We start from the raw sequence: 15,660 nt of genomic DNA on the forward strand, positions 1-15,660 counted from the left end.
CTCACTTCCCCAAACAATGAGGCAGTGAGGCTCTCTTCTCTTAATTCGGGTAAGGGTTATCTAGCCAACCAGCAACGGTTTGAACCGGATCACCGCCTTGGGGTGGTGTTAGCCAGACCGCAATCGCATCGGCGGAAATGTCGAGCGAGCTTGGTAGCGTATATTCCCAATGGTTTTTCCCCGCTTTCTTAGCAAAATCCACCACGATGAAGTCATGATCTAACGTTCTTCCTCGATTTTCGCCACGTTTGACCTCAGTCGTTTGATTCATCGCCACAAGCGCAATGTTTGCGACCAAGGTTTGTGTGCCTTCATAGTCGAGTCGAAGCGTTTTGTTTGCCAGCGTCGCGGTCAATGTTGGCGCTTTTGGGCCATTGGCATAAGGAATGGCCTGTCGAGCGAAAAACCCTCGCCATTCTTGGTCATTAATGAACCATCCGGGAGTGTACACGCCACTGGATTGCCCCTGATTGACCTTGTCTCTTTGACGCTGACTATAAGCGGCATCAGCAAATGTGTCGTCCCAGCCAATGTAGTTCCAGTAATCGACATGAAAGGCGAGGGGGATGACTTTGTTCCATAAGTCAGCGCTACGTTCGAGGGCATTGAGGGTAGCTTCTGCAGGAGGGCAACTGCTGCAGCCTTCAGAGGTGTAGAGCTCAACAACGGTAGCGGGTGCGTCGGCATTAACCCACGTTTGACCTACACTCGCGAAAGGAATGGCCGCCGCCATTAGCATTAACTTTTTCATTCGTCGTACCTACATCCACATCGTCAATTCTCCGATATACACAAAGACCCGACAGTTGGCCCGCGCATTTCAACGATCGTGTTATTTGGTCAACTTATCAAAGCCATACTCAAATACTACACAGATTTTCTAATCATAAATCGATAACCTAAAAAGCAGCGTGATAGAAAAAGGAGCGATTCCGTGGCAAAGGATACCGTAACGATTACACGAGGTTATGTTCCAGGTGTGATAGGGCGAGTGGCCGAGCTTCATGCCTGTTTTTATGCTGAGCACTGGGGACATTGTGTGACTGAACAAATGTTTGAGTTGTCTCTCTCTCCGATAATCGCGGCGAGTGATGTTGGCGAACTATCCTAGTTATATCAGCGTACCTAGTTCTACCAATGTATCGAGTTCTGCCAACGAACCTCGTTATACCAAAAAACTTAGTCGTAACAACGCACTAAGAGTTGATAGTGAATACGTAATGGACTGACCGCGATGACGTTGTGGTCATAATACAAACGAAGAAATGAGGAAAGGAAGCGACAACATGGCCGAAAAAATCAAAATTGATATTGTCTCTGATGTGGTATGCCCGTGGTGCATTCTTGGGTATCAGCGCCTTCAAGCGGCAATCGATGAACTCGGCATCTCAGATAACATTGAGATTGAGTGGCAGCCATTCCAGTTGAACCCGAATGTACCAACAGAAGGGGTGAACCTTCATCAGCATTTGATGAAAAAATATGGCATGTTGAAGATGGATAGCGATCGCAACCGTCAACAACTTATTAAGCTTGGTTTGCAATCTGGCTATGAGTTCAATTTCTTTGAAGAAATGAAAACATTGAACACACGGGATGCGCACATCCTTCTTGCGTTTGCGAAGTCGGTAGAAAAGCAAACTGCCCTGAAAACACGCTTATTTGATGCGTATTTTAAAGAACAGCAAGACATTTCCGACCGCACTGTGCTTTCAGGCTTACTCATTGAGGTAGGCATTGACGCCGAAAAAGCCATGGCACAACTCGATGACCAAGAGGCACAGCAAGCCTTTGACGCGGAAAATGCGTATTGGAAAGAGCTTGGTGTTTCTTCTGTACCCACTTTTGTTTTCAATCGAGAAAGCGCAGTGTCTGGTGCTCAACCCGTCGAAACGTTAAAGCAACTTTTACAGGAACTGACGCCGTAGTCATTGCTCCGACAAATTAAAATAAAACGCCGCGAAGCTGGATGGCTATCGCGGCGTTTTAGTTTGATAGGGCAGATGCCGAGCATTTTTGAGGCCGAATGGGCAATCTTGAATTACATACGTTGTGTTAGTGCTAACTTCGCCCCCAGCCCAACAAAAATTCCGCCAGTGATGCGATTAAACCAAAGAGAAACCACATTTTTGGAAAGCGTCTTTTTCAGTGCGTTGGCTGTTGCACCGTAAAACATGAGAGAGCCAAATGACATTGTCATGAAGGTGATCGTCATGATGAAAAACTGGGGTGCAATGGCGACTTCAGTGTTTAAAAATTGTGGGAAAAAGGAAGCAAAGAAAATAATGGGCTTTGGGTTTGTCACCGAAAGCAAAAGGCTCTCGAAAAAGTATGCCCGATAGGTTTTTGTTGATTTTGGTTCTATCCCTTTTTCCAATGGATTTCGGTTGCTTGAAGCAATAATTTTGATGCCAAGGTAAATCAAATAGCAGGCACCAACGGCTTTAAAAAGCGTAAACAATACCGAGGACGTTGATAGCAACGCACCCAGCCCTAGCATTGACACTGCGGACAACACAAACAAGCCAATAATGTTCGCCAAACTTGATGTGGCCACCACCGTCAGTTTTCCGGTTAATCCATTTCGAATCGCGAGTAAAATCGCAGGGCCTGGGCTAGTGATATAGAAAAACGAGACCGTGGCATAGAGGAAAAAAGTGTCCCATTGCATCATGCATTTCCTTTGCGTAACAGTGTCATGTAGAAAGCGTAACCACCGCCCATATACGAATCAGAGTCAGTGCTCAATGGCACTTTAACGTAACCCCTTTCCCTTTTTAAAGCGTCGTACTTTTGTTCGTATGTTTTTCATTGGCGAAGAGGTGTTGAATTGAATCATTCGTCCCAACGTCCACGCTTCGTACCAGGACTCGCCATAAAGTTGATCATCGCTGAGGTGGGCAATGAGCGCCAGAATTTGCGCGGTCGTTGTATCGAGCTCGTCCAGCAATGCTGCGTATTGCCATTCATTATATTCGCGTTGGAAGTGTTGGGCGAGCAAACCCAGTTGATTCCATTTAAACCCCGTGTCGGGAAAATCAACAGGCAGGTCTTGCGACGTCAATGTGTGCCACTTTAACACCAACTGACCCCAACCGATCAGGTACGCCACGGTATCGCAGACACTGATTTGCGTGCCTTTTACGTTGCCTTCCAAACTAAGTTTTCGCGTCATGTGTTCAGGCACAGCGCGGTAGTCCGACATTAATTTAGCGTGGGCATCGCGGATCGCCTGTTCTAATGCATCTTTTGATTGAGGAATGGATGACATGCGTTCGCTTCTAGGTAATAAGTAATAAGTAATAAGTGATTGGAGAGTCGTCATTAATCGTCACATTGAAAGTAAGCTGTTGCTCATCGTATTTCAACACTTTAGCGTGCTGATTTGATGGCGGTCTCTGTTAGTATCTCTCCCTCTAAATGTGATAAGGAAAGGCGCAGCAGATGGCGGTGACACACAGATTATTGATTGGTAGCTACACCCAACCGATGGGCAGCATTGATGGTGAGGGTGAAGGTATTCTTGCCGTTGACCTTGATGCCCAAACAGGCGCGTTTTCTGCACCGAATCTCGTGTCGCGCTGTGAGAACCCCTCCTATGTAACCGTTGCTGGCGAACATGTATTCGCGGTGACTGAATTCGCGCGGCAACAAGGCGCAAGCATCGGTTTGTTGACGCATCGCGATGGCATTATCAATGAAGTCTCATCGGTCGCGATTGAAGGCGATTATCCGTGCCACGTTGCAGTGAATGCAGCACAGAATCTGGTGGTGGCATCAAACTACGGTTCTGGCAGTTTTAGCGTATATCGCCTTGAACAAGGGTCTCTAACACACTTTGATACTGTGCAGCACACTGGCGTAGGGGCAAACCGCGATCGACAAGAAGCACCACACGCCCACTTCGCACAGTTTCTGGAAACCTCGAACACTTTAGTTACCGTCGATCTGGGCACCGATCGCGTGAGCTTTTACCCTGTCTCTGACGCGCACCTTGAGCGAGAGAATGCGCAGCATGTGGTTTTCCCTCCCGGCAGTGGTCCGCGTCATTTGGTATTTAATCAGCAAGAAACGCTCGCCTATGTACTGTGTGAGTTATCCGAAGAAGTGACCGTGCTTGAGAGAGAGGCGAATGGTGTTTGGACGATCGTTCAAGCGTTTTCGCCCTTTGAAAAACACAATGAAGGCGGCGCTGCAGCTGCGATCCGTCTTTCTAATGACGAAGAATATTTGTATGTATCTGGCCGTCAGCAAAATGTCATTTGCGTGCTTAAAATAGAAAACAACCACACGCTGGCCTTACAACAAACAGTAAGCACGAATGGGATTAACCCGAGAGATTTCAATCTCTCTCGTGATGGCGAATGGCTGGTGGTAGCAAACCAAAATACCAGTAATCTCGCGAGTTACCGCGTTGATAAAACAACAGGCTTACTGTCACCGTCTGGGTATGAATTCGCGACGGGCAATCCGGTCTGTATCTCCTTACTCTGCTAGTTAGCAAAGCAAAGTAATACCTAAGCTTGAAATGGAAAACGGCGCTCATCGTGAGCGCCGTTTCGGATTGTTTCATCACGATGTTGTCGTTCTAGAGCTGAAAACGATAGCCAAACTGCAAGCTAAGGTTCTTCTCTGTATAGTCGCCTACAAGATCACTGTCTAACTTACCTTGTGTGTAGCGAAGACCGACAAGGAAGTTCGAGAAGTTTCCATCCACACCCGCTCCCCAACGAACGCCGTCAAGACGCTCACTGGCGGTATCAGAATAGACGCGAAGTGACGAGTACCCGATAAGGCCATACGCATCAATCGCATTTTCACCACCAAGCTCAAAACGTTTCCCGATAGGCACGTTGGCGGCAAGAGAGTAATCCTCTTTATCTCCCGAGTATCGCTTCTCAAAGTCGTCGTTGGTGATTTTTGAAAACTCCAACTCGCCCCCGAGCATAAAGCCTCTTTCGAAGATGTTTTTCCCACCAAAATGGATACCGAATTTTCCACCTGCTTCGTCCGCGAACTCATGCGCACCAATGCTGGCAGCGAGATAGATGTCCTGATTTACCACGTTCGCTGCTGCTGGTGCTGCGGCGAGAGATAGGCAAATCAACCACTGACATTTATTCATTACACATTCCTTTTTATTGTATTTTTTACTAACCCTGATTTGTCGCGCTTTTTTGAGAGTTTGTTTCTGTCTTTAATGAGCAGCCACAGGAACCTAAAAAGTGCAGGTTTACTGTACATCTGCGGTTAGTGAGAAATGTGTACTGAAAACAATACTTCGGGCGAGGGATATCTATTCATTCAAGATGTTGCGCGCATAGTTGCACTTGGTGGATGTTGATATACCAATCAATGAAGAGTCATTGCGTCGTACTAATACGCGATTAAGTCACATTTCACGCGATAACTCGTATTTTTAGGAGAGCGTGCAGCGAAGCTCGACGGTGTTGCCTTCAGGGTCTTTGATGTACAGCGAGTTTCCGTAGCCCTCTGCGCCATACCGTCTTGTAAATGCGGGTGTGTCTATGCCGTGCTGATTGAGGTGTTTAATAATGTCGTCTTCGGATTGAGGCGCTATTTGCAGGCAAAAATGATCAAGGTTGTTGTTTGAAGCCGTCGGTGCACCGCCACCCATAGCGCCAAGTTCGCTGTCGACCGTGACGATATCAATCAATGCATTGCCAGCACGCAATTGGGTAAGGCCCGTTTGTTCAGCGGTTTCTCGCTCTATTGAACAGCCCAGAATATGGACATAAAACGCGAGCATATCGTCAAGATGAGTGGTTCTTAGCACGAGGTGGTCAATGGCGACGATGTTTATCATTTTGGTGATCTCAAAGGTTGCAAGATAGTGCGATTCGTTGTCTCAATCGACGTTTAAAGCGTGCCTCTTTGACATACCAAACGAGCACACTGCAGGTCATGACGACGAAAAAGAGTGTGAGTAAGTATAGGGGGAGATCAAGGAAGAAGACGTGAATGAACGAAGGTTCGGCATAGAAGAAAAGGCCAAGGAATGCGCCAATCAGGGTGGGACAAGAAACCAGTAAGAAGAGACGGAGAACGTACACGAACATGCCCTGCTTTCGGCGGTGTTTCCATGTGTGAAATTTGTCTTCGCTGCGCATCGCTAAGAATGTCCTTATTCTTTGGCAAAAGAGCAGGGTAATCATGAGGAGAGCGATTTGGCATTAAGAGATGGAAAATTGCGACCGATTTAGTTTTGAGTAGATACTAAATTTCTTGTTATTCATCGGCGTTCTGACGTTGATCCCGCATCCCGTTTGGCTTACTACTGAAACCTTTCGCAGTGCCGATGCGTGGAGGGAAGCATTAATTCCTTGGTATAGATCGCATAACCTGAGACAATCCGCCCGATTTCCTTATACCTGAATGGTCTCCTATGAAACTTCTCGTTCGTAACCTTGCTCGCACTACCACTGAACATGAAATCCGTGTTCTGTTTTCTGCTCACGGCTCTGTTGGTCAGTGCTCGCTGGTATTAGACCAAGAAACTGGCCTGTCTAAAGGCTTCGCATTTGTAGAAATGGCAAATGATGATGAAGCGAAAAAAGCGATCTCAAGCTTGAACATGAGCAGTGTGGCGGGCAACGCTATTCGTGTGAAAATCGCGAAAGACTGATTGCTTAACGCAAGACACAAAAAAGCCAGTGCCTGAAAGACGGACTGGCTTTTTTTGTTTGTGTCCCCAAACTTATCAAACCCCTTTGGCTTGCTTCTCTCGTACTTTTGCCTTGTTCTTTATGCCCGTCTTTTCGCCTGATTTGATCACGAAATAACTCAGTAAAGCCATCAACGCAGTGAAACCCGCAAATACCCACCCAAAGCTGCCAAACTCCTCGAAAAGATCTGACAAAGACAATCCATGATATTGAAAGGCGGCTAGCGCATAAAAATAACTTGCGCTTGTCCAGATTAAAATCGCGAGCCAGCGTGTTTTTGCAGACATCAAGGTTTCAGTCTTATTACCAAAATAGATACCGGTGAGAATGGCGGGCAGTGCTGTAGAAATAACGCCTGCGCTTGGTACTTCAAACCCGAATGTGTCTTCAACGATGAAAAATATAACGCCTATCAATACGGAGCATAGGCACAAGGCCAGCGAGACTTGCAAGAAGTCTGGTGCTTTTTGGGGCGTGTCTTGCGGGCGTGGCTTTTCGTTTGTGTACAACATGATGACGTCCTTGTTTAACCAATAGATTCTGACGAGGTGGGCATTTGCCTCTTTTTTGTCTATTAAACCACTGATGAAAAAGGGATGTTGGCTTATTGGTGGGATCTTTCAGCGCGCGTTTTCTTTTTGCGGTGTAAATGACGCAGGACGTAGCGTCTTCATGAAACTCTGTTCAACGAGAAGCATGAGGCTTTGGGCGTGAACCGCTAAGCCGTCATGCGATTATAAAATCGAGGCGCATCTTGGCGGGGTAGGTGCACAAGGTTAAGATTCGCGGCGATTGCTGCGTTCACAGCAAGTGATGTGGGTGTGCCGAGTGTGATTAGCGAACTGACCCCTGCCATCACGGCTTTTTGCACCAATTCAATACTGCAACGGCTCGTAACCAACAAGGTGTGTGTTGGTTGCAACACTCTGTTTCGCATCGCGGCACCCAGCGTTTTATCAACGGCGTTGTGTCTGCCGATGTCTTCACGACACAATAAAATCTCTCCCTGATGATCAATAAGCATTGCAGCGTGGATCGCGCCGCTGATGTGCCCAAGTGATTGCCATTGACGAAGGGTTTCTCTTAGCGCCAAGATCTTGTCGTCATCGAGCGGTTTTTCGCCGTTCATTGGCGATAAATCAGGGATGGCTTGGCTGAGAGACTCCGCACCACAAATGCCGCACCCGGTTCGTCCTGCTAAGTGTCGTTTTGCTTGCGTTAAACGCGCATTAGCACGATTCGCGAGTTGAACATCAGCAATAATGGCGTCGTTTTCCTGATCGAGGCTGATCTCGTGGATCTCGCTGCAATCATTGATGATGCGCTCAGTCAGTGAGAAACCGTAGATGAAGTCGTCAATATCTTGTGGCGTCGTCATCATCACGGCATGGCTGACGCCATTGAAGCTAATGGCCAGCGGCGTTTCGGTCGGTAAAGTGGAAAAGCAGGTCGAAGCGTCTTGGCTGCTGATGTAGTGGTGCAGCGAGTGCGGCGCGAGGGCAGTATCACTCTCTAGTTGCGGGATTTCTCTGAACGCTTTTTTTTTCTGCATATCGTGATGTTCTCTTCCTGACGAGCATTTCATACGTTCCCTTCTTCCCATAATAGCGTTTGGCAGAATGCCATGCCTTTTATTGGTACTAAAAAGCGAGCTCACGCAGTGTCGCAATAACGTCAAACTCAGGCGCAAAACCGCACTTTACCCTACAGGTCGCGCATTACCATGTTTGAGATAAGGTCAGCGTTTTTGCGCGTGAGAGCAATGAAATAGCTACACTTTTTTAGGCAACCCGCATGCATCGGGAACGCGTTTGATTCATCAGCGATTCAGGACAATGGAATGACAAATTATTCAGGGTTTGGGTTGTTTAAACATGCGCTCACGTTTCACGAAAACTGGCAGCGCGCATGGCGTAACCCTACGCCAAAACCGTATTACGACGTGATCATTATTGGTGGCGGCGGACATGGGCTGGCGACGGCGTATTACTTGGCCAAAGAGTGTGGCGTAAAGAATGTCGCCGTGGTTGAAAAAGGGTGGCTCGGCGGTGGGAACACGGCACGAAACACCACAATTGTGCGTTCTAATTATCTGTGGGATGAAGCGGCACAATTGTACGAACACTCCCTTAAACTGTGGGAAGGGCTCTCACAGGAACTCAATTTTAACCTGATGTTTAGCCAACGTGGCGTGCTAAACCTTGGGCACACATTGCAAGACATGCGCGATATTGAGCGCCGCGTCAGTGCCAACCGTTTGAATGGCATTGACAGTGAAGTGCTCGACACCGCGGGCGTTCAAGATTTGGTGCCGCTACTCGATTGTTCTGAGCGTGCGCGTTATCCCGTGATGGGCGCGAGTTGGCAACCTCGTGGGGGTGTTGCCCGCCATGATGCGGTTGCGTGGGGTTTTGCACGCGCGGCTGATCAACTCGGCGTAGACATGCTACAACAAACAGAAGTCACCGGTCTTCGCATCGAAGGCGGCAAAATTAAAGGCGTTGAAACCCCGAATGGGTTCATTGGCGCAGGTAAGGTGGGTTGTGTTGTTGCGGGTAACTCGGGCGAGTTAGCACGCATGGCAAACATGACGCTACCGATTGAATCTCATCCTCTTCAGGCCATGGTGTCTGAGCCACTTAAACCCTGTATTGATACGGTGATCATGTCGAATCAAGTACACGGGTATATCAGTCAATCTGACAAAGGCGATTTGGTGATCGGCGCGGGTATCGACAGCTATAACGGCTTCGGACAGCGTGGTTCTTTCCCGATTATCGAACACACGATTTCCGCCATTGTTGAGATGTTCCCCTTCCTCAGTCGCGTGCGCATGAATCGCCATTGGGGCGGCATCGTGGATACCACACCAGATGCGTGTCCGATCATTAGCAAGACAGATGTGGAAGGTTTGTATTTCAACTGTGGTTGGGGCACGGGTGGCTTTAAAGCGACGCCGGGTTCAGGCCATGTATTTGCCCACACTATTGCGAAAGATAGCCCGCATCCATTGGCCGCACCGTTTAAGCTCAATCGTTTTATCAGCGGCCATTTAATTGATGAACATGGTGCGGCAGGCGTGGCGCACTGATTAGTGCTCACAAGTTTGATCAAACAATACGCACCGCGTTAAACACATCAAGTTGTATAAAACGCGTGTTGATGAAGACGCTTTGTTGAGAAAGGAAAAGACATGCTAAGGATTTATTGCCCTTACTGTGAAGAGCTCAGGGAAGAACCAGAATTTACGTATAGCGGCGAAGCGCACATCATCAGGCCGTTAGATCCTGATGCCCTGTCAGACGACGAATGGGGTCGCTATCTTTTCCACCGCAAGAACATCAAAGGCAGCCACCGTGAAATGTGGCAGCACACCGCGGGCTGTCGAAAGTACTTCAACATGCAGCGCAACACCGTGACGTACGATATCGACGCTGTGTACAAAATTGGTGAAAAACCGCCAAGTGATGACAACGAGACAAATACAACGAATGGGGAGGCACGCGCATGAGCCAGAAAAATCGCCTCTCTGACGGCGGACGTATTGATCGCAATACGTCGCTGACGTTTACCTTTAACGGCAAAACCTTTCAAGGTCATCAAGGTGACACTTTGGCCTCTGCGATGTTGGCAAACGGCATCAAAGTCGTGGGGCGAAGCTTTAAATACCATCGACCTCGCGGCATTTTAGGCGCGGGTGCAGAAGAGCCGAATGCGATCTTGCAGATTGGTTCAACGCCCGACGCGGAATTACCCAACCAACGCGCCACTCAAACTGAGCTTTATGATGGGCTCGATGCGAAGGTGGTGAATGCGTGGCCGAGCTTGGAAAATGATGCGCTGTCGATGCTAGGAAAGCTGGGGGGGTCAATGATGCCTGCCGGTTTCTATTATAAAACCTTTATGTACCCCGAATCGCTCTGGCCAACGTACGAAAAGCACATTCGAAATGCGGCAGGTTTAGGTGAAATTCCACGTGGGAATGACCCTGACAAGTACGACAAAATGCAGCAACACTGCGAAGTATTGATCGTCGGTGCGGGTGCCGCAGGCTTAATGGCGGCGCGCAGGCTGGTGGGTCAAGGTTTGCGCGTTATTTTAGTGGATGAACAGTCGGAAATGGGCGGTAGCTTGCTGCATTGCCGAGAGATGATTGACGGCAAACCTGCAACTGAATGGCTTGATGAAACCCTTGAGGTACTCAAGGCTGATCACCATTGCATGCTGTTATCAAGAAGCACGGCGTTTGGTTACTACGACCATAATTTTGTCGGTGTAATCGAGCGCAAAACGGATCATCTTGGCGAGCAACAAGGCGGTGTTCGTCAGCGTATTCACCACATTCGTGCAGAGCATGTGTTGTTGGCAACAGGGGCGATTGAACGTCCACTGGTGTTTGGTAATAACGACTTACCGGGCAGCATGCTGACATCTGCGGTGTCGATTTACTTGCGTCGCTATGGCGTCGCGCCGGGCGATACCTTGCTAGTGATGACCTCGAACGACGAGGGATATAACGCCGCATTGGATTGGCATGAAAGTGGACGCACCGTAGCAGCGATCATAGATACCCGTGCGTATGCCGAAGGCGATCGTATTGCGCAGGCGAAAGCCCTCGGGATCAGAGTGATTTTTGGTCATGGTATCGCGAACCTTCAAGGCAGTTCGGGAATCACCGCGGCGGAAGTGGTGCCTATCGACAAAGAAGGCAAAACCGTCACAGGCGTCATGGAAGTCATTCCTTGCGACACCGTGGCGTCGAGCGGCGGATGGAGCCCTGCGTTGCACCTTAGCTGCCACATTGGTGGCCGCCCTGTCTGGCGTGATGATATTGCGGCGTTTGTGCCATCAGATTATGTCAAAGGAATGGAGTACGCAGGCGCTGTCGACGGTGATGGTACCTTGTCTCATGCCATTTTAAGTGGTGCGGGTGCGGCAATGCGCATTTCAGAAAGTTTGAATGTGCACCTTGAAGATGCATCTTTACCTGTCGTTGAAGACTTTCTTACTGCGCCAGCCATGGCGATGTATTTAGTGCCGCATCGATTGCCAGTGAGCCGAGCGCCTAAGCAGTTTGTTGATTTCCAGAATGATGTCACGGCGGCAGGTATTGAGCTTGCGGTTCGTGAAGGCTATGAATCCATCGAGCACATTAAGCGTTATACCGCGATGGGTTTTGGCACGGATCAAGGTAAGACAGGCAACATCAATGGCATGGCGATTGCCGCCAATGCGATGGGAAAAACCATTGCCGAAACAGGCACGACAATCTTCCGCCCGATGTACACCCCTGTCACGTTTGGCGCGTTAGCAGGGCAAGATGCTGGGCACTTGTTCGATCCATGCCGCTACACGGCGATGCATGCTTGGCATGTCGAGCATGGTGCAAAATTTGAGGATGTTGGCCAATGGAAACGTCCTTGGTATTTCCCGAAAGGGAATGAAACCATGGAACAGACGTTAGCGCGCGAATGCAAGGCGACCCGTGAAGGTGTGGGCATTCTTGATGCATCGACCTTGGGCAAAATTGATATTCAAGGCAAAGATGCGCGTACTTTCCTCAATCGTATTTACACCAATGGCTGGGACAAACTGGCTCCTGGTCGTTGTCGTTATGGCTTTATGTGTCATGAAGACGGCATGGTGTTTGATGATGGGGTAACGTCTTGCATTAGTGATGATCACTTTATCATGACCACCACCTCTGGCGGTGCAGCAGGCGTGTTACGTTGGCTAGAGCTGTGGCATCAAACCGAATGGCCTGAGCTGGAAGTGTTCTTCACCAGTGTGACAGATCACTGGGCGACCATGACTATTTCGGGGCCCCACAGCCGCAATGTGTTGCAGCAACTGGTTGGCGACGAAGATATTTCGGAAGACACCATGCCATTCATGAGTTGGAAAACCATGAAAGTGGCAGGCGTTGAGGCCCGCGTGTTCCGAATCAGCTTCACGGGTGAGCTTTCATTCGAAATCAATGTGAGTGCGAACCACGGTCTGTTCGTGTGGGAGCAAGTGATGCGAGCGGGAGAACCCTTTGGTATTACGCCTTATGGCACTGAAACCATGCACATTTTGCGGGCAGAAAAGGGCTTCATCATTGTTGGGCAAGACACGGATGGCTCTGTGACGCCGCAAGATCTCAACATGGGTTGGATCACGGGCAAACAGAAAACCTACAGTTTTATTGGTCGTCGCTCTTGGGCGCGTGAAGACACAATCCGTACCGATCGCAAACAGTTGGTGGGCTTAAAGTGCACTGAACCTTACAAGGTGATTCCTGAAGGGGCACAAGCGGTGAATGATCCCGATGAGCCTATTCCAATGACCATGGTAGGCCATGTTAGCTCATCGTATTTCAGTGCAAACTTGGGTTATTCCATTGCCTTTGGGTTGATCAAAGATGGCTTGAATAGAATGGGCGAACACGTTTACTTCCCATTGGCGGATGGAACAGTGCTAAAGGCTGAAATCTGTAGCTCGATTTTCTACGATCCGAAAAATGAAAAAGCCGCAGGTGCAGATCCGGAAACGCCTGCATCGACGTTGATGGTGCCACAAAACAGCGCGCGTTTTGAATCACCGCTACACCATCTGGGTTCAAACACTGGCACGCAAGCACCGGGCGTTCATTTGTTTGAACACAAGGATGCTAGCCATGTGATTTTGAGGGGTGAACCAACCGTTGAGTTTGCGTCTTCGGTTGAAGCGGCGCTTGGCCAACCGTTGCCTGTTGCTGCGTCGAGCTCGTCAGTCACTGATAATCGTCATATATGGTGGCTAGCTCCCGATGAATGGTTAATTTTAAGTGCCACTCAATCGGCGTCGGAAACTGAAGCGGCACTGCGTGAAAAGCTGCAAGGTCATTACTCGGTAACGGATGTCACTGGCGGGCAAACACTGGTCACGTTGACGGGCTCTCACGCGAAAGATGTGTTGAAGAAATCAGTGCCTTACGATGTGGATGATGGCTACTTCCCGGTTGGGAAATGTGTCGGCACCACGTTTGCCAAAGCGCAGGTGTTCATGAAGCACAACAGCGAAAACAGCTACGATATTATTGTACGCCGCAGTTTCGCAGACTACATCTCGTTATGGATGCAGGCTTCTGCGGAAGAATATGGGATGAATTGGGGCGACTAAGTCTGCTCAAATCACTAAAAAGGACCCGCGCAATGCGGGTCTTTTTCTTTATTCTCATCAGCAAGGCGCAGCGTGAAGTCATGTTAAGCGATGATGACATGCTCAACACAAACGCATGTAAGGATAAATGTTTGCCAATCATTACCGATCCACTTTTCTATCTGCTTTCTGTGCCGGCCGTGCTGATCTATGGCATTGGTAAAGGTGGGTTAGGGGGCGCACTTGGGATCATCGCTGTTCCTTTGATGGCCTTTGCAGTGTCGCCTTTGCAGGCCGCCGCCATTTTATTGCCCATTCTGTGTGTGATGGATGTCTTTGCGGTGCGCTATCACTATAAAAATGCGGACTATAAGGTGATAAAGAAGATGTTGCCAGGTGCGCTGGTGGGTGTGGTGATTGCGGGAGTTTACATCAATGTGGTGCCGCAAGCGGGCTTGAAACTGACGATTGGTGCGTTGTCATTGTGGTTTTGTGCCCAATACATTGGGTCAATGTTTATTAATCGTACGTCGGTCGCTAAACCCAATAACACTGTCGGCGCGACGATGTGGGGTGCAGTTAGTGGTTTTTCGAGTACCACCATTCATGCGGGTGGGGGGCCTGCCAGTATTTATCTGTTGCCACTAAAACTTGAAAAGGTCACCTTGATCGCCACCATGGCGGTGTTTTTTGCGCTGTTAAACGTTGCCAAGCTCGTGCCTTATGCATTAAGCGGTGAGTTTGATTCAACCAATGTACTGACGGCGTTGGTGTTGATGCCTCTCGCCCCCCTTGGTGTGTCAATGGGTGTTTGGCTACTACACCGAGTCAGTCAAACACGCATCTATCAACTCTGCTATTTGTTCTTGTTTCTTTCGGGCGCCAAGCTTTCATACGATGGTTTGTTGGCAATTATTTAGCCAGATTTACTCAAGCGAAATGCCAGCGACACCGCAAGGGTTTGTGCCAAACACATGCTCGCGGCTTGAGAACGAAAAGATTCTACTTCCGCTTCTTTGACCACAAAACACACATCGCTATTAGCCGCGAGCGGGCTGACTTGGCTATCTGTAAATACAATTTGCTTGGCATTTGATGCTGCTGCACGTTCACACAGTAATACCGTTTCTTCCGAATAGGCTGGGAAACTGGCTGAAACGACCACATCGCGTTCAGACACCAATGCCATTTGCTCATTAGCCATGCCACCAAACCCATCCACCAAGACCACTCGACGCTCTAAATGGCGCAAGGCATAGGCGAAATAGGCAGCAATACTAAATGAGCGTCGCATACCCACCACATAGATGGTTTCTGCGTTTTCTAACAAGGCCACTGCGTTGTTGAGTAGCTCTGATGAAATCGTTGAGGGCATCTCTTGCAAGGCGACCGCGTTGGCTTGGCTGAATTGCATCAGCACATCTGCTGGGGTGTCGAGTGATTGATGCTCTCCCTGGCGATGTTGAAGCAACTTAGCGCGTTCGGTGTAGCTGCTGGTTTCTTCAACGAGGTTCTTTCGAAAAAGCTGCTTCATTTCGTTAAAGCCACTGAATTCGAAGGCATTGGCGAAACGAATCAGTGTTGAAGGAGGAACGCTTGCATGTGTGGCGATAACGGCCACGGTATCGAAGGCAATGCTATTGGGGTTGTCCAAAACATAATAAGCCACCTGTTGAAGGCGTTTGCTTAAATCATGATAACGATGACGTATTTGTTGTTGCAATTCAGCGAGGTGCGTAGCCGTAGCCATAGAATATTCCGAATCAAACCATCTCAACTCAGTGTAATGTTTCGAATTGGATTTGAAAATGGAATTTTCATTTCATTTCATTGCAGAGCAGAGCAGAGCAGA

The 15,660-nt window shown here is 48.8% G+C and carries 16 protein-coding genes; 8 read left to right on the plus strand and 8 right to left on the minus strand.

The window, feature by feature from the left end:
- Positions 1–40: 40 nt before the first annotated feature.
- A complete protein-coding gene (locus tag BCT27_RS05400) occupies positions 41–739 on the minus strand; it encodes a DUF1223 domain-containing protein (RefSeq protein ID WP_102390694.1) in 699 nt (232 codons plus the stop codon).
- Positions 740–934: 195 nt separating this feature from the next.
- On the opposite strand from BCT27_RS05400, the gene BCT27_RS25465 reads away from it, so the two are divergent.
- Positions 935–1,111: a hypothetical protein gene (locus BCT27_RS25465; RefSeq protein ID WP_157939233.1), complete on the plus strand. Its 177-nt coding sequence runs from the start codon at positions 935–937 to the stop codon at positions 1,109–1,111.
- Between the two features lie 175 nt (positions 1,112–1,286).
- Positions 1,287–1,928 carry a DsbA family oxidoreductase gene (locus BCT27_RS05405; RefSeq protein ID WP_102395266.1) on the plus strand — a complete coding sequence of 214 codons (642 nt, stop codon included), beginning with the start codon at positions 1,287–1,289 and terminating at the stop codon, positions 1,926–1,928.
- A gap of 113 nt (positions 1,929–2,041) precedes the next feature.
- Here BCT27_RS05405 and BCT27_RS05410 read toward each other — a convergent pair whose 3' ends face one another.
- Complete coding sequence (locus BCT27_RS05410; RefSeq protein WP_241905111.1) at positions 2,042–2,674, minus strand: LysE family translocator; 633 nt, start codon at positions 2,672–2,674, stop codon at positions 2,042–2,044.
- An 81-nt stretch (positions 2,675–2,755) separates the two neighbouring features.
- A complete protein-coding gene (locus tag BCT27_RS05415; protein WP_102390691.1) occupies positions 2,756–3,271 on the minus strand; it encodes a ClbS/DfsB family four-helix bundle protein in 516 nt (171 codons plus the stop codon).
- A gap of 173 nt (positions 3,272–3,444) precedes the next feature.
- On the opposite strand from BCT27_RS05415, the gene BCT27_RS05420 reads away from it, so the two are divergent.
- The gene (locus tag BCT27_RS05420) at positions 3,445–4,497 is read left to right on the plus strand and encodes a lactonase family protein (protein WP_102395267.1); all 1,053 of its coding nucleotides are present in this window, start codon (positions 3,445–3,447) and stop codon (positions 4,495–4,497) included.
- 91 nt (positions 4,498–4,588) lie between these two features.
- Here BCT27_RS05420 and BCT27_RS05425 read toward each other — a convergent pair whose 3' ends face one another.
- Positions 4,589–5,125: an outer membrane beta-barrel protein gene (locus BCT27_RS05425; protein ID WP_102316807.1), complete on the minus strand. Its 537-nt coding sequence runs from the start codon at positions 5,123–5,125 to the stop codon at positions 4,589–4,591.
- A gap of 294 nt (positions 5,126–5,419) precedes the next feature.
- Positions 5,420–5,827 (minus strand): VOC family protein, encoded by a 408-nt coding sequence (locus tag BCT27_RS05430; protein WP_102395268.1) that lies wholly within the window; start codon positions 5,825–5,827, stop codon positions 5,420–5,422.
- 579 nt (positions 5,828–6,406) lie between these two features.
- On the opposite strand from BCT27_RS05430, the gene BCT27_RS05440 reads away from it, so the two are divergent.
- Entirely contained in the window at positions 6,407–6,646 is a 240-nt protein-coding gene (locus BCT27_RS05440; RefSeq protein ID WP_017011029.1) for an RNA recognition motif domain-containing protein, read from the plus strand.
- Positions 6,647–6,721: 75 nt separating this feature from the next.
- On the opposite strand, the gene BCT27_RS05445 is transcribed toward BCT27_RS05440, so the two are convergent.
- Entirely contained in the window at positions 6,722–7,198 is a 477-nt protein-coding gene (locus tag BCT27_RS05445; protein WP_102395270.1) for an ABZJ_00895 family protein, read from the minus strand.
- A gap of 206 nt (positions 7,199–7,404) precedes the next feature.
- Positions 7,405–8,238, minus strand: a complete 834-nt coding sequence (fdhD, locus tag BCT27_RS05450; protein ID WP_102316803.1) for a formate dehydrogenase accessory sulfurtransferase FdhD — start codon at positions 8,236–8,238, stop codon at positions 7,405–7,407.
- Between the two features lie 288 nt (positions 8,239–8,526).
- Between fdhD and BCT27_RS05455 the strand changes: the two genes are divergently transcribed.
- From BCT27_RS05455 to BCT27_RS05470, 4 genes are all read left to right on the plus strand, one after another.
- Positions 8,527–9,777 carry a sarcosine oxidase subunit beta family protein gene (locus BCT27_RS05455; RefSeq protein WP_102316802.1) on the plus strand — a complete coding sequence of 417 codons (1,251 nt, stop codon included), beginning with the start codon at positions 8,527–8,529 and terminating at the stop codon, positions 9,775–9,777.
- A 102-nt stretch (positions 9,778–9,879) separates the two neighbouring features.
- Positions 9,880–10,197, plus strand: coding sequence for a sarcosine oxidase subunit delta (locus BCT27_RS05460; protein ID WP_102395271.1), 318 nt, complete (start codon positions 9,880–9,882; stop codon positions 10,195–10,197).
- Positions 10,194–13,829 carry a sarcosine oxidase subunit alpha family protein gene (locus BCT27_RS05465; protein ID WP_102395272.1) on the plus strand — a complete coding sequence of 1,212 codons (3,636 nt, stop codon included), beginning with the start codon at positions 10,194–10,196 and terminating at the stop codon, positions 13,827–13,829. Before BCT27_RS05460 ends, BCT27_RS05465 begins: the two co-directional genes overlap by 4 nt.
- Before the next feature lie 131 nt (positions 13,830–13,960).
- Positions 13,961–14,728, plus strand: coding sequence for a sulfite exporter TauE/SafE family protein (locus BCT27_RS05470; protein ID WP_102395311.1), 768 nt, complete (start codon positions 13,961–13,963; stop codon positions 14,726–14,728).
- Here the strand turns inward: BCT27_RS05470 and BCT27_RS05475 are convergent.
- Entirely contained in the window at positions 14,725–15,558 is an 834-nt protein-coding gene (locus tag BCT27_RS05475) for a MurR/RpiR family transcriptional regulator (RefSeq protein WP_102395273.1), read from the minus strand. The two genes, BCT27_RS05470 and BCT27_RS05475, sit on opposite strands and share 4 nt — an antisense overlap.
- Positions 15,559–15,660 lie beyond the last annotated feature (102 nt).

The organism is Enterovibrio norvegicus (assembly GCF_002876705.1).
Taxonomy (GTDB): Bacteria; Pseudomonadota; Gammaproteobacteria; order Enterobacterales; family Vibrionaceae; genus Enterovibrio; species Enterovibrio norvegicus_B.

Coding starts and splice junctions, on each gene's coding strand:
- BCT27_RS05440 (WP_017011029.1), top strand. CDS start 6,407: ATGAAACTTCTCGTTCGTAACCTTGCTCGCACTACCACTGAACATGAA.
- BCT27_RS05410 (WP_241905111.1), bottom strand. CDS start 2,674: ATGATGCAATGGGACACTTTTTTCCTCTATGCCACGGTCTCGTTTTTC.
- BCT27_RS05455 (WP_102316802.1), top strand. CDS start 8,527: ATGACAAATTATTCAGGGTTTGGGTTGTTTAAACATGCGCTCACGTTT.
- BCT27_RS05425 (WP_102316807.1), bottom strand. CDS start 5,125: ATGAATAAATGTCAGTGGTTGATTTGCCTATCTCTCGCCGCAGCACCA.
- fdhD (WP_102316803.1), bottom strand. CDS start 8,238: ATGCAGAAAAAAAAAGCGTTCAGAGAAATCCCGCAACTAGAGAGTGAT.
- BCT27_RS05420 (WP_102395267.1), top strand. CDS start 3,445: ATGGCGGTGACACACAGATTATTGATTGGTAGCTACACCCAACCGATG.
- BCT27_RS05460 (WP_102395271.1), top strand. CDS start 9,880: ATGCTAAGGATTTATTGCCCTTACTGTGAAGAGCTCAGGGAAGAACCA.
- BCT27_RS05400 (WP_102390694.1), bottom strand. CDS start 739: ATGCTAATGGCGGCGGCCATTCCTTTCGCGAGTGTAGGTCAAACGTGG.
- BCT27_RS05475 (WP_102395273.1), bottom strand. CDS start 15,558: ATGGCTACGGCTACGCACCTCGCTGAATTGCAACAACAAATACGTCAT.
- BCT27_RS05405 (WP_102395266.1), top strand. CDS start 1,287: ATGGCCGAAAAAATCAAAATTGATATTGTCTCTGATGTGGTATGCCCG.
- BCT27_RS05415 (WP_102390691.1), bottom strand. CDS start 3,271: ATGTCATCCATTCCTCAATCAAAAGATGCATTAGAACAGGCGATCCGC.
- BCT27_RS05465 (WP_102395272.1), top strand. CDS start 10,194: ATGAGCCAGAAAAATCGCCTCTCTGACGGCGGACGTATTGATCGCAAT.
- BCT27_RS05430 (WP_102395268.1), bottom strand. CDS start 5,827: ATGATAAACATCGTCGCCATTGACCACCTCGTGCTAAGAACCACTCAT.
- BCT27_RS05445 (WP_102395270.1), bottom strand. CDS start 7,198: ATGTTGTACACAAACGAAAAGCCACGCCCGCAAGACACGCCCCAAAAA.